This window comes from Novibacillus thermophilus, from assembly GCF_002005165.1.
Taxonomy (GTDB): domain Bacteria; phylum Bacillota; class Bacilli; order Thermoactinomycetales; family Novibacillaceae; genus Novibacillus; species Novibacillus thermophilus.
Genome location: NZ_CP019699.1, coordinates 1,671,480 through 1,684,302, shown reverse-complemented (window position 1 = coordinate 1,684,302; position 12,823 = coordinate 1,671,480). Strand labels below are relative to the sequence as shown.

Genomic DNA, 12,823 nt, shown 5'->3' with positions numbered 1-12,823 from the left:
TGTTGCCGATGTCGTCATGTCGGCGCCGGAATCGAGGCACAAGGCGAAGACGAACGAAGTGAGCACACGTAAAACGCTCCGAGGTTTTCGAGACAATGCGTCAAATCATGACAGAATGGCGTGTGAAACGGAGAGTGGACATGAAACAGACACACATTTGCGCGCGTTACTTCACGATTCACATCATGACAGGATGGATGTTCGCCCTGTTACTTTCCCTCGGTGCAACTTATCTCCTGGCAGCGTCCAACCCGCTGTTGCTCGTCATGGCCGCGGCTTTGCCGGTCCTCGATGTCGTCGTGAGCAAACGGCGAATAAAATGGCTAAAGGAAGACGATCCCGCTCTTCCAGCAAACCGCATTTACGCCTGGTCGTTTGCTGGTTTTGGAACCGGGATCGCCTTGTATCTCATCACGGTGTTGACCGTTTTTTCGATCTAGGCCAACGTGCCTGTACTCTTCAATAGGACGGGCGGTGGAAAGCTTTCCACCTTTTGCCCGCCCGCGTCGCCGTCCACCCTTTACGCACCTTCTTGTCGGCAAAGTAAAACAACAGACCGAGCCCGAAACAGACAATTAAGTTCACAAGAAGTCCTAAAAACATCGCCAGCGACACTTCTTCCCACTTGTCTGTAAACGGGACATCGAGGCCAAAGTACAGAATCTGCACGAGAAAAATGTGGTACGACGCTTTTCCCAACAGGGCGACGAACTTAGCGACGGCACCCTTTAAAAAACTTGGGTAATATTTAATCGTCAACACGACGAGCACTAGCGGGTAAAAGAAGGACAAAACCGTTTGGCTCCGCCAACGTGACGGAAAAGCCTCCAACTGCCAACTGGTGTAATCCTCGAGTAAAATATAGACTAAACTCATGACAAACCCAATCACGATAAAGGCGTTGCGCTTGCTGAACAAGTCCAGTTTTTTCGTGATCCACATGCCGAGAGCGAGTGCAGACAAGTAGCGTAAAATGTTCCCAGTGTACATGTAGTAATGCTCATCCATCATCACGTCGTTATTGCTCATCAGCTGAAACGCCACGTCTACGGCGAAACACGTAACAATCATCGCCACTGGATGTCTTTTGTAAAAAACGTACAGCAGTGGAAAAAGCAGAATGAATTGCAATACGATGCTCACGTAGTAATTACCCGGACCGGTCATCGGAAATTTTAACAACAACGTCTGATAACCAAAATACGGATCATTTTCAAACCAGATGGACAGCAGCAAACTGAGGGCGTAAATAACGAGCACCGGGACAACTAAGCGGGAAAATTGCCTCTCTATATAAGCTTTGTTGTAAAAGTCCGCAAGAGAAGTTAACCCCCGCTTCTCCGCCGACCTCGTCGCGTTAAACCCCATTAAGATGATGAAGATGGGCACGGCCTGCCACAGGTGGAAGGGATACAGCGTGTCGTACAGCAGTTCCCTCGGGACGGTGTGAATCACGATGACAGAAAAGATGCAGAGACCTTTTAAAATGTCAATCTCAGGCAAATACGCCTGTTTTAACTTGTCTACTGCCATGTCCCGCACCTCACTTACTCCGTAAAAATAAAAACAGTTGCCAAGACGCAACTAATTCATCCAATGATACTGTATAATACCATAACGTGAATCAGAAGGGACTCGTTTTTGATGAATGTGAACATTTGCTGACTTTATCTAGTTTAAGGGACACTCCTTAGAATGGCACATCCGGCGCCCGCTGTCGATGGCTTCCTCCTCTGTCTCAAAGTAAATGGCGTTTTCTTCCTTTATTTGATTAGCACCCCCGGGGCAACCGATTTCGTGGTACACGTCGCTGTTCCGGCTGGCGATAAACCGCTTATCGGAGACGTCATCCCACCCCTCCTCCTGCTCCTCTGTTACCCCGCCTTCCATTTCATTAAATCCGTCCTCTTGTACATAATCCTCGATGGACCAAATACCTTTTCCTTCTCTTTGAGCATGTTCTTGCACAGCGCGGTACTCCTCTACGTACTTCACATTCGGTTCGTAGACGTATGCGACGCGGGCCAACCCCCGTTCGAGCAGCATTTTTTGCACCGATTCGCCGTCAATGTACACGTAAGCGAGCAAGCGTCCGTAACGGTCCCGTTCCGACACATCCTTTTCCAACTCAACCGTCTCTCCTTCCAGCATCTCTTCTACAAACGCGCTGGCTTCGGGACCGAACGGTTGTACCGGTTTATCGGGGTGGACCGTCTCCGGCGTGTCGATGAGCAGCAGGCGCACCGTTTCTTCCCGATTTCCCAGCTTCACTTTTATCGTGTCTCCGTCCACGACTTTCGTCACTTCAGCTGTGATCGTATTTGGGGACTGGGTCAACAGAGAACAGGCTGTCAACATGATGAGCAACATACAGGACAATACCGACCGCAACATTCACTCAACCTCCGTTCGTGCCATCATTCATGCTACCGCCATCACCCCTCCCGGGTCAACAGCTTTAGACTGTGCGCAAAAAATCTTTCCGCAATTAGCACTTTCATCTGTTTTGAAAATACACGCGCCAGACATCCCACTCCCCGCGTTTTTTTTCGAATCATCTTGATTCTGGTATGAAAATCCATTATTATCATTTTATAAAATGATCATAATGGTTGCACAATGAGGGATTCGTCGATGAAACGTACCAAGGCAGACCTTTTGTTACACCCGGTTCGTATGCGTATTGTGCAAGCCTTCGTCGGCGGGCGTCACCTCACCGTTCAACAAATCGGCGAGATGTTGCCGGAAATTCCGCAGGCCACCCTGTACCGGCATTTCAATGTACTGCGCCAAGCAAACCTTTTGACCGTTGTCGGCCGAAATAAGGTCCGGGGAACGGAAGAAAAAATATACGCACTGGCGGAACAAGGCGGAAATTTAAACGCAGACGATCTCAAAGACGCCAGCCGAGAGGATCACTTGCGCTACTTCATGGCCTTTATGGCCAACCTTTTAGGGGATCTGGATCACTATCTGCAACACAAAAGCGACAACATGGCAGCCGATGGGTTCGGATACCGGCAGGCAAACGTCTATTTAAGTGATGAAGAGTTTGAGGCATTTTTACAAAACGTCCGCACGGCGGTTCAGAATGTGATACAAAATGAACCGGCCCCCCACAGAAGGAGGAGAACGATCGCGACCATTTTTATTCCGGAACCCCGGAAAGAGCAAAGCAAAATAAAGCACGATGGGGAAGCAGAACGATGACGAGACCGTTTAAGGAATTGAATGTGACGATCCAAGGAAAGGTTCGGCTGAAGGGGACAGTGACTCTTCCCGTTGAGGTGACACAACAAGTGCCGGCTGTCCTTATTTTGGCGGGGTCCGGACCGATAGACCGCGATGGGAACATTCAAAAACAACGCCTCAATCTAAATATCTACAAAGACTTATCCCACATGATCGCAAAAATGGGCTTTGCCACCCTGCGCTACGATAAGAGGGGCACGGGAGCAAGTGGCGGGGACTTCTGGAGAGCAGGCATGTGGGATTTAGTGGAAGACGCTGAGGCTGCCCTCCAATTTTTGACGTCCCATCCCCAGGTAGATGCGACGCAGACCATTGTCTTGGGACACAGTGAAGGGTGTGTTTTGGCTACGGCCATAAGCGCCCGTCAAGCACGAGCCGTACAGGGACTCGTCCTCTTGGCCGGTTCGGCGGAAACACTGGAGGAAGCCCTCGCGTATCAAAGGTCTCTAGTCTACAAAGAACTGAACGCTCTCAAAGGGTTGAAAGGTGTCCTCGTTCGTCTGTTAAAGGTACCGGAGAGAGCTGAAAAGCAAGCCCAAGCCTTTATTCAAAACATCATGCATTCCCATACAGACACGTTGAAATACAAACTGAAGACTGTCAACGCCAAATGGTATCGGGAACATTTTGCTTATAACGTGTTGGAGGATTTGAAAAAAATCGAATGTCCGACCCTGGCCGTAACAGGTTCAAAGGACGCGCAAGCCAACCCGGACCGTGTGCCCAAGTTCGTCGAACTCATCGGGGACCGTGCAGAATACCGCATTATCGACAACATGAATCACATTTTGAGAAAGCAGGAGGCTGACGTATCCGTGCTTCAACTGACCAAGGAATATAAACGCCAAAGCGGCCAGCCCCTTCATCCTGAATTGCAGCATACGCTGAGTGAATGGTTGCAAAAACATTTTGGTCGGTGACGGGAATGAACACGCTCAAAAACATTTTCCTTGTGTTGACCATCGTGGCACAACTGGCCGCAATTATATTTGCCTTTGTGAACGTCAGCGTAACATTTACTTTTTTGGGGATATTCGCGCTCTCCCTCGCGATGTTGTTTGGATTACTAATCAAAGAGCGCCGCAGAGAAAAAGAGGAGGAAAACCAACATGATGATCGTCACTACTGAATTTGTTCCTAATCACGAAATTAAAGAACTAAAAGGGTTTGTGAAGGGTAGCACCATTCAGGCCAAGCATTTTGGCAAAGATATTTTAGCAGCTTTAAAAAATGTCATCGGCGGCGAAATTAAAGAGTACGAAGAGATGATGACTCACGCCCGCCAGGTGGCCATCGGCAGAATGGCTGAAGATGCCCGGGCCAAAGGGGCCAATGCGGTGATTGGAGTCCGGCTGCAGACATCTTCTGTCATGAGTGGCGCCGCTGAAATTATTGCTTACGGTACGGCGGTCGTTGTAGAATCAAATTGACAGCCCTTCAAAACAACTCACAGGATAACCCGTTTGCTCTGCTCCTAAAGGAGCAATCGAAATGTGGTGTTGTCCGATACGTGACACATTTTCATCCCTTTCTTTTTGCAAAGAGGCATGGGTCTATCCTCACGGTGAGCCGACAGGCTTTCTTCACTAAAATGTTTATGGAGAGGTGAAGGTATTGCAATCCGACCGTCTAAAAGATTTAGGGAAGCGGATACACCTCATCGACGGATTGGATCTGGGCATGCCAGGGCGAACCGGTACATACGTCATACACGAGGAAAACTTGACACTCGTCGAAACCGGTCCAAGCCCGTCGGTCCCGCATGTTCTAAAAGGTTTAAGCCAACTGGGGCACGACCCGGCTGACGTCCAGTTTATCATCGTCACCCACATCCATCTCGATCACGCCGGAGGCGTTGGCTTACTGCTTAAAGACTGCCCCCAGGCCAAAGTCGTCGTACACCCAAGGGGTGCTCGCCACTTGGCTCATCCGTCAAAACTCATCGCCGGTGCCCGTGCCGTGTACGGTTCCAAATTTGACGCGCTGTTCGATCCGGTGGTCCCAGTTCCCGAAGAACGCCTCATCGTAAAAGAAGATGGGGAAACGTTGACCATCGGTCCCGGCCGCACGTTGCAGTTTTGGCACACACCTGGGCACGCTGCCCATCACTTCAGCATTTACGACCCCGTTTCCAACGGGGTGTTTACCGGGGACACGGCTGGCATCCGCTATCACCAAACAAACGATGTCGGTTTGGAATTTTACCTCCCGTCGACGTCGCCGAACCAATTTGACCCTGAGGCCATGCTGACCTCGATCCGCACGTTTCAGGACAAGCACGTGGACCGCATTTATTTCGGACACTACGGAATGACGTCCCGTGTCGAAAAAGTGTACGAACAGGTCAGTGACTGGATTCCCCGTTTTGTAGAAGAAGGGGAGAAAGCGTTGGAGAACGGAGAAGGGACAGACGGGATCGTCACAAGGTTGACGTCCCTCGTCAGTCGATATTTAACAGAACGCGGTGTGCCCGATCATCACCGCGTCTACACGGTTTTAAAACTTGACCTCCACATCTGTGCGCTGGGAATTGCCGACTATTTGCAAAAACGCGAAGGTTAAGGAGAGACCTAACATTGACTGCACCGCATTTCCAGGCGGTGAATGCGTTTTTGAAATTGCTCGTGTTCACGCGAATCCGTTGCTCTCAACACCCGTCTTGCCCGCTTCCAGCATTCATACCCTTTTAGGGCGTAGTACAGTGCTTCGTCGGCATCTTTGTACCGGTGTTCGTAAACTTTGGACAGTTCGATGTACGGTTCGGGGTCCATCCGTTTCCCGTCCTGGCAGCATGCCTTCCACAAGGCAACGGCCTTGTCCCACTGGCGTTGCTTTTTGTAAAGGCGGGCGGCAGCTTTTTTGGCACTGTAGCCGACAGCGGACGTGTCAGCGGCTGCCTGCCGGTAACTTGAGAGAGCCCGCTCGTACTCCCCCACCGCCTCGTACCACCGACCAATTTCGTAGTGCTCCCCGGCATTCATACGCTGTTCGTTCCCTCCGAGGAGCATTTTCGACAGATGAATGTACAAACTGATGAGCGACAACAGGTCCCGTTCGTTGTGGAAAAACACCGGCATAATGTCCTTCGGATCCTGGCTTTTTAAGTAGTCAAAGTAGAGTAATGGCGCCATTTGACCAGGGGTGTCGTTTCCCCGGGAAATACCGAGAATGTGTTGTTCTACAACGGACAGCCGTAACGACGGCAGTTCCTGTTTCCACAGGCGCCGTGCGGCGTGCAACAAGTCGTAGTGGCCAAACGCCGGCAGCCGAGGGACCTGGTCGCGAACGAACGTGTGTCTCGTTTTCACCTGCGGCCAGTCGAACGATTTTCCGTTGTACGTCACAAGGTTTCGCATCTCCCGGACATCGGATAAGAAGTGGTGGTAAAGGGCCACTTCGCAACCCGGGTGCGGCAAAAAATACTGTTTCACGACGACACTGTCCGACAGCACACGCCCTACACCGAGCAAAAAAATGGTGTTCCCCGCCCCTGTGCCCAGACCAGTCGTCTCCGTGTCAAAAAAAATGAACTCTCCACTGTCAAGGCCTTTGGCCGAAAGGGGGTGCGAGTAGGGATACCCGTTCCACTTCTCCACGACAGCCTGTACATCTCCAAAACGGTAACGGCCCCACCTCTCACCTAATGGGTAGGACACTTCCCGCACGAGACAAAACTGGTCTTCAAACGTACAAACCTTCGTACGGAAGGCGGCCCACTCCCGGTCAAACGGGAGCTCCCGGGCAGGTTCAGGGGAGAGGTGTGTCCGGGGTTCTTCGGTTGCCAGATGTCGTTTCATCCGTTTCAGCTTACGACTGAGAGACATGGCGCCTCGCCTCCCGCACCCGCAGCAATTCGATCGCATTCTGCTTCGGATTGCCTTCGGCTTCAAACGTGCCGACGCATGACGGACAACCAGCAACACACGGACAGTTCTCGACAGCCCGGAGCGCTTCGCTGAAAATTTCGCCGAAATGGCGGTACACTTGTTCACTCAACCCGATGCCGCCAGGGTACCGGTCGTAGAGGAAAATGGTCGGTTTGCCTGAATGTACCGCTTTGACCTGCGGAACGACGTGCAAGTCGTTCACGTCAGACATGACGAAGAGCGGCGTCACGTGCCGCAAGACGTGAGCCACACCCATCAACCCGTACTCCAGCGCCTGCTCGTTTATACCGGACAGGGCGTCTCGTTTAAAGCTGATCCAGGTGGCTTGTGTGTGCAACTCTTCTTCCGGTAAGTGGATCGGTCCAGAGCCGATATTTTCATGGGTTTCAAATTTGATTTTTTTAAAGACGGTGGCCATCGCGTTCACCATTACGTCTCCAAACGCCCTTTCACAGGCCGGTTCGTCTGTCCGTTCGTCGACCTCCAGCACTTTCAGCGATACGGCAAGGTTCGCGTCAGTGTAGTAATCGACGTCTACTTCCCGCACGTACGCCTTCTTTTCTTCGTAGTCCAGTTTCTCCACTTGGTACTGCATACCTTGGTGGAGGTAGATCGCCTCGTCGTGCAACATGGTCAACGCGCTGAAGCGGTCCATCTCCCCGATCACTTTCACGTTCGCCGCATCAGTCTGATCGATTATGACGATATTTTCCTGAGAGGCAGAGCGCAAACTGATGTTGTGCGCCGGGTATGAATCGTTCATCCAGTACCAGCGGTTCCCCTGACGGTGGAGTACTTGCTCTTCTGTGAGAAAATCGAGTACGTCTGTCACGTCCACCCCATCAAACGTCTCTCCCGCTTGAAACGGGAGTTCGTAAGCGGCACACTTCACGTGATCGACTAAAATGACGAGGTTGTCGGCGTGTATTCTCGCCGCTTCTGGACTGCGGCTAAAAAAGTAATCAGGGTGCCGGATGATGTACTGGTCGAGGGGAGAGGAACTGGCGACCATGACGATGACGGATTCACGCTGGCGCCGTCCCGCTCTCCCCGCTTGTTGCCACGTGCTGGCTACGGAACCGGGATAACCTGTCAACACGCACGCTTGCAGCTGTCCAATGTCGACGCCCAGTTCGAGAGCGTTCGTGCTCACGACACCGACAATGTCGCCGCTCTTCAGGCCTTTTTCGATTTCGCGCCGCTGCCGCGGCAAATACCCGCCGCGGTAACCCTGGATCGACTTGGGACCGAGCTCTTTCTTTACGAGTTCCTGCAAGTATTTGAGTAAAATTTCCACGCGCATGCGGCTTCTGGCGAACACGATCGTCTGTATGTTGTTTTTCAGCAGCTGAGCAGCGAGATTCCTCGCTTCCAAGGTTGCGCTGCGGCGGATGTTTAACGGTTTGTTCACAATGGGCGGATTGTAAAAGATGAAGTGCTTCTTTCCGGAAGGCGCCCCGTTGTTATCGATCAGTTCCATGGGCACCCCGGTTAACGCTTCAGCCAGCTGTTTCGGATTGGCTATGGTTGCCGACGTGCACATAAACGCTGGATCGCTGCCGTAATAACGGCAAATGCGCTTCAACCGGCGAAGGACGTTGGCCACGTGGCTCCCGAACACGCCGCGGTATGTATGCAGTTCGTCAATGACGACGTAGTCGAGGTTTTCAAACAGCGCGATCCACTTCGTATGGTGGGGCAGTATGGCGGCGTGGAGCATGTCCGGGTTGGTCATCACTACATTGCCCGCTTTGCGGATAACCTGGCGGATGTTGGATGGCGTATCCCCGTCGTACGTGTAACTTTTGACGTCCACTCCCGCTTTTTCAATGAGGGCGTTGATGTCGTGTTTTTGATCCTGGGCTAATGCTTTCGTCGGGAACAAGTAGAGGGCCCGGCTCGCCGGATTTTGAATAATCGCCTGCAGCACCGGCAGATTGTAACAGAGGGTCTTGCCGGACGCTGTTGGCGTCACTGCCACAAAGCTCTTCCCGTTCACCGCCGTTTGAAAAGCTGTTTCCTGATGGGTGTAAAGCTCGTGAATGCCTCGCTTTTGCAACGCCTCAACGAGCTTCGGATGAAGGGAGTCGGGAAACGGGACCGTCGCCGCTTCTTTCGCCTCTATCGTCTCCCAATGAACAATCTGTTGCCGCAAACTCCCATCTCTCGCTAATGTTTCTAGCCACTCTTCCAGCCCCTTCGCCTTCGGGATTCTCACACACATCACCTCTCGTCCTGCCTCTATTGTAGCGAATGTACGTTCGAAAAGAAACGGTCCACTTTACCTATAGAGAGACACACACTTTTTTCATCACGGTCAATCAACTAGCACTCGTAAATCTTACAGCCATATACTGATAGAAGACGGTGTCCCGCAGAAAGAGGTGATCGTCATCACGCCAAAACGATTGGTCATTTTTTTGCACATTCCGAAGACCGGGGGATCGACGATGCGCGGCGTTCTCGACCGGGAGTACGGTCAGTCGCACATCTTGCGCGTTTCCCCGGACACACCGACAGAAGCACTCCACAAAGCCGGAATTCACTGTATTTACGGACATTGCCGCTACGGGCTGCACCAGCACGTTCGCCAAAAGACGACGTACATTACGTTTTTGCGCGACCCGCTGGACCGGATCTTATCCATGTTCTACTACATCCGCTCCCGTCCGCAAAATAAGATGCACGACACCGTGAAACAGATGAGTTTAAGGGAATTCGTCACGACGACTGAACCGCGCATCCAAGCCCCCTTGCACAACCACCAAACGCGTATGATCTGCGGCAAGAGACAGCCCGATTTAAAAACAGCCATCGACCACATAAAAAAAGACTTCGCCGTCGTCGGCGTGACGGACATGTACCCGGAATCGGTGTTCTTGATGCAAACAACCCTCGGGTGGGACGACGGATCATACAAAAAGGCCAACGTCACCCGCAAGCGGAGAAAAAAGACGGAGATCCCGCCGAAGGTGAAACAAATTGTACGGGAACATAACCAGCTGGACTATGAATTGTACGCCTTTGCCAAAGAGCGGCTACGCCATCAGATCCAAAACCTACCTCCTCAAGAGCAGCGCCAGTTAGCCGTGTTTAAACAAAAACAGTCCCGCTGACGGATCTCGCCACAGTCCCATCCGGGCCAGGACGGGACTGTGGCCAGCCGTAGCTGGACTTTCTCCTACTACTCCCACACGTAAGGCGTTTCCTGGTACACATAGTAGTTTAACCAGTTGGAAAAGAGGAGATGGGCGTGGGAACGCCAGCGGTTTAACGGCCTGTTGTTTGGATTGTCGTCGGGGAAATACCCTTCGGGCATGTCGATGTCTAAGCCCTTTTTCAGATCCCGTTCGTATTCTTCCGCCAGTGTATTCCCGTCGTATTCTAAGTGGCCCGTCACCATCACGTTTTTTTCGTCTTTGGATAAAATGATAAACGGCCCTGCCTCTTCCGAGTAAGACAGCAAGATGAGATCCCGGTGTGCCGAAATTTCATCCTTTGACACGTCAGTGTAACGGGAGTGAGGCGCCAAAAACTCCTCATCGAACCCTCTCACCAGTTTGACGGTCGGATCTGTCACACGGTGTCTGAACACGCCGGAACACTTCTTCGGGAGGGCGTACTTTCCGATACCGTAGTGGTAGTAAAGGGCTGCCTGAGCCCCCCAACATATGTGCATGACAGACGTCACGTGAGTTTTCGTCCACTCCATAATCCCCGTCAGTTCTTCCCAGTAGTCCACTTCTTCAAACGGGAGTTGTTCCACCGGTGCGCCTGTTATAATCATGCCGTCAAAGCGCCGGTTTTGAATGTCCGCGAACGTCTTGTAAAACTGTTCCAAGTGGAGCGGACTCGTATTTTTCGACTCGTGGCTCACCGTGTGCAGAAACGTAATGTTCACCTGGAGAGGTGTGTTTCCCAAAAGCCGCAACAGATGGGTCTCCGTCTTTTCTTTTGCGGCATCAGATTCAGTATGACAATATTTAACGGACGGATGTCTTGGGTCATCGCCCGTTCATCGTCCATGACAAATATGTTCTCTTTTTCGAGAATTTCCCGTGCTGGCAATTGTTTCGGTATGTTGATCGGCACTGTTCTCTCCTCCGACTGTCCCTGTCTTTTTCTTGTATAACACCATACCCGTAATCGCCAAAAACTGCAACTGTGTTTTACGGTTTCATCGTCCCGTTGCTGGCGTAGCGCTCGTGGAAGGAGAACGCTTTTTCCAAAACGTGGGGCGTGTGTCCACCGCGCTTGAGAGCTTCTTCAAAATAAGCGCGAAGCTCCTCCCGGTAGTCGGGGTGACTGCAGTGGTCGATAATTAACTGCGCCCGTTCCACAGGTGCGAGACCGCGTACGTCGGCAATCCCTTGTTCCGTCACAATGACGTCGACGGCGTGTTCGCTGTGGTCCACATGAGTGACAAACGGGACAACGGTCGAGATACGCCCTCCTTTTGCCACCGACTTGGTCACAAAAACAGTCAGCCGAGCGTTGCGGGCGAAGTCAGCTGAACCGCCAATGCCGTTAATCATGTGAGTGCCTAACACGTGAGTAGAGTTGACATTTCCGTAAATATCCACTTCAACCGCCGCATTGATGGCAATCAAGCCGAGGCGGCGAATGAGTTCGGGATGGTTGGAAATCTCCTGCGGTCGCAAGATGATCTTTTTCTTGTACGCCTCGATATTGCGGTGCAGCTTGTCCATGTACTTTTTCGACAAAGTCACCGAGCTAGCCGATGCGAAACGGACTTTCCCGGCGTCGATCAAATCGAACACGGCATCCTGTAGAACCTCTGAATACATGACGAGATCCGTGAACTCGGAATCGAGAAATCCGTACAAAACGGCGTTCGCCGTCGAACCGACCCCGGCTTGAATGGGCATTAACTGTTCCGGCAAGCGTCCTGACCGAACTTCCCCGCGCAAAAAATGAATCAACTGTTCTGCCATGAGGCGGGTGTCCTCGTCCGGCTCCTCTACACTCGACGGTGTGTCCACGATGTCACTCACGACGATGCCCGTGATTTTATCCGGATCGACTGGTATGGCCGGAATGCCGATCCGCTGTCTCGGATCCACCAACGGGACCGGTCCCCGGGCAATCTGCTCGTCCAAGATGAAAATATCGTGAATCCCTTCGAGTTCGAGGGGTTGAGCCGTATTGAGTTCCACGATCACTTCTTTGGCCCGCGCGGTGAAAATCGGGTTGTTCCCCACCGACGTGGAGGGAACGATGTACCCTTCTTCCGTGATAGCCACTGCTTCCACAATGGCCACATCGACATCGGGCATTGCCCCCGAGCGGAGCAAATCACCGACGCTCGACAAGTGTTGGTCGATAAACAGCATCTTTCCGCAGTTAATCTTGTCGCGCATGGTCCTATCCGCCTGAAACGGCAACCTTTTGCGGATAATGCCCGCTTCCGCCATCAGCCCGTCCACCTCTCCGAGAGATGCGCCGGTGTAGACGTCAATTTTCAGCTTTTGCTGTTCTCTTTTCACCTTTTCGACGAGGGCCATCGGCACGATTTTCGCATCACCTGAGCGCGTAAAACCGCTCAACCCGACTACCATGCCGTCTCGGATGCGTTCAGCCGCCTGTTCCGGTGTGATGATACAGCTCCGCAAAGGAGCGTAACGAATGCGTTCTGTCACCATGTGAGGAATACCCCTTTACTG

The 12,823-nt window shown here is 52.1% G+C and carries 12 protein-coding genes and 1 pseudogene; 7 read left to right on the top strand and 6 right to left on the bottom strand.

The features are described from left to right. Positions 1 to 107: 107 nt before the first annotated feature. Positions 108 to 440, top strand: a complete 333-nt coding sequence (locus tag B0W44_RS08440) for a hypothetical protein (protein WP_169835491.1) — start codon at positions 108 to 110, stop codon at positions 438 to 440. 19 nt (positions 441 to 459) lie between these two features. Here the strand turns inward: B0W44_RS08440 and B0W44_RS08435 are convergent, their stop codons facing one another. Both B0W44_RS08435 and B0W44_RS08430 read right to left on the bottom strand, forming a co-directional pair. Continuing rightward, the gene (locus B0W44_RS08435; protein ID WP_149026967.1) at positions 460 to 1,533 is read right to left on the bottom strand and encodes an acyltransferase family protein; all 1,074 of its coding nucleotides are present in this window, start codon (positions 1,531 to 1,533) and stop codon (positions 460 to 462) included. A gap of 138 nt (positions 1,534 to 1,671) precedes the next feature. Next, positions 1,672 to 2,394 carry a thermonuclease family protein gene (locus B0W44_RS08430; protein WP_077719676.1) on the bottom strand — a complete coding sequence of 241 codons (723 nt, stop codon included), beginning with the start codon at positions 2,392 to 2,394 and terminating at the stop codon, positions 1,672 to 1,674. A 240-nt stretch (positions 2,395 to 2,634) separates the two neighbouring features. On the opposite strand from B0W44_RS08430, the gene B0W44_RS08425 reads away from it, so the two are divergent. From B0W44_RS08425 to B0W44_RS08405, 5 genes are all read left to right on the top strand, one after another. Then, positions 2,635 to 3,210 (top strand): helix-turn-helix domain-containing protein, encoded by a 576-nt coding sequence (locus tag B0W44_RS08425; protein WP_077719675.1) that lies wholly within the window; start codon positions 2,635 to 2,637, stop codon positions 3,208 to 3,210. Further along, entirely contained in the window at positions 3,207 to 4,172 is a 966-nt protein-coding gene (locus tag B0W44_RS08420) for an alpha/beta hydrolase (RefSeq protein ID WP_077719674.1), read from the top strand. The genes B0W44_RS08425 and B0W44_RS08420 overlap by 4 nt, the downstream gene beginning before the upstream one ends. Before the next feature lie 44 nt (positions 4,173 to 4,216). Next, positions 4,217 to 4,381 (top strand): hypothetical protein, encoded by a 165-nt coding sequence (locus B0W44_RS08415; RefSeq protein ID WP_169835490.1) that lies wholly within the window; start codon positions 4,217 to 4,219, stop codon positions 4,379 to 4,381. Next, positions 4,362 to 4,682, top strand: a complete 321-nt coding sequence (locus B0W44_RS08410; protein ID WP_077719672.1) for a YbjQ family protein — start codon at positions 4,362 to 4,364, stop codon at positions 4,680 to 4,682. Before B0W44_RS08415 ends, B0W44_RS08410 begins: the two co-directional genes overlap by 20 nt. Before the next feature lie 184 nt (positions 4,683 to 4,866). Next, positions 4,867 to 5,814 carry an MBL fold metallo-hydrolase gene (locus B0W44_RS08405; RefSeq protein ID WP_077719671.1) on the top strand — a complete coding sequence of 316 codons (948 nt, stop codon included), beginning with the start codon at positions 4,867 to 4,869 and terminating at the stop codon, positions 5,812 to 5,814. A gap of 8 nt (positions 5,815 to 5,822) precedes the next feature. Here B0W44_RS08405 and B0W44_RS08400 read toward each other — a convergent pair whose 3' ends face one another. Continuing rightward, positions 5,823 to 7,076 (bottom strand): ribonuclease H-like domain-containing protein, encoded by a 1,254-nt coding sequence (locus tag B0W44_RS08400; protein ID WP_077719670.1) that lies wholly within the window; start codon positions 7,074 to 7,076, stop codon positions 5,823 to 5,825. Continuing rightward, a complete protein-coding gene (locus B0W44_RS08395; RefSeq protein WP_418304092.1) occupies positions 7,060 to 9,351 on the bottom strand; it encodes a DEAD/DEAH box helicase in 2,292 nt (763 codons plus the stop codon). Before B0W44_RS08395 ends, B0W44_RS08400 begins: the two co-directional genes overlap by 17 nt. Positions 9,352 to 9,523: 172 nt before the next feature. Between B0W44_RS08395 and B0W44_RS08390 the strand changes: the two genes are divergently transcribed. Further along, positions 9,524 to 10,255 (top strand): sulfotransferase family 2 domain-containing protein, encoded by a 732-nt coding sequence (locus B0W44_RS08390; protein WP_169835489.1) that lies wholly within the window; start codon positions 9,524 to 9,526, stop codon positions 10,253 to 10,255. Between the two features lie 68 nt (positions 10,256 to 10,323). Here the strand turns inward: B0W44_RS08390 and metA are convergent. Together metA and B0W44_RS08380 are read right to left on the bottom strand one after the other, a co-directional pair. Further along, positions 10,324 to 11,231: pseudogene (metA, locus tag B0W44_RS08385) on the bottom strand (homoserine O-acetyltransferase MetA). 77 nt (positions 11,232 to 11,308) lie between these two features. Then, complete coding sequence (locus B0W44_RS08380) at positions 11,309 to 12,802, bottom strand: succinyl-CoA:acetate CoA-transferase ScpC (RefSeq protein WP_077719667.1); 1,494 nt, start codon at positions 12,800 to 12,802, stop codon at positions 11,309 to 11,311. Between the last annotated feature and the right edge of the window lie 21 nt (positions 12,803 to 12,823).

Excerpts from the sequence above, each read along its gene's own strand:
- B0W44_RS08435 (WP_149026967.1), bottom strand. The coding sequence starts at position 1,533 with ATGGCAGTAGACAAGTTAAAACAGGCGTATTTGCCTGAGATTGACATT.
- B0W44_RS08380 (WP_077719667.1), bottom strand. The coding sequence starts at position 12,802 with ATGGTGACAGAACGCATTCGTTACGCTCCTTTGCGGAGCTGTATCATC.
- B0W44_RS08400 (WP_077719670.1), bottom strand. The coding sequence starts at position 7,076 with ATGTCTCTCAGTCGTAAGCTGAAACGGATGAAACGACATCTGGCAACC.
- B0W44_RS08425 (WP_077719675.1), top strand. The coding sequence starts at position 2,635 with ATGAAACGTACCAAGGCAGACCTTTTGTTACACCCGGTTCGTATGCGT.
- B0W44_RS08420 (WP_077719674.1), top strand. The coding sequence starts at position 3,207 with ATGACGAGACCGTTTAAGGAATTGAATGTGACGATCCAAGGAAAGGTT.
- B0W44_RS08430 (WP_077719676.1), bottom strand. The coding sequence starts at position 2,394 with ATGTTGCGGTCGGTATTGTCCTGTATGTTGCTCATCATGTTGACAGCC.
- B0W44_RS08440 (WP_169835491.1), top strand. The coding sequence starts at position 108 with ATGACAGAATGGCGTGTGAAACGGAGAGTGGACATGAAACAGACACAC.
- B0W44_RS08410 (WP_077719672.1), top strand. The coding sequence starts at position 4,362 with ATGATGATCGTCACTACTGAATTTGTTCCTAATCACGAAATTAAAGAA.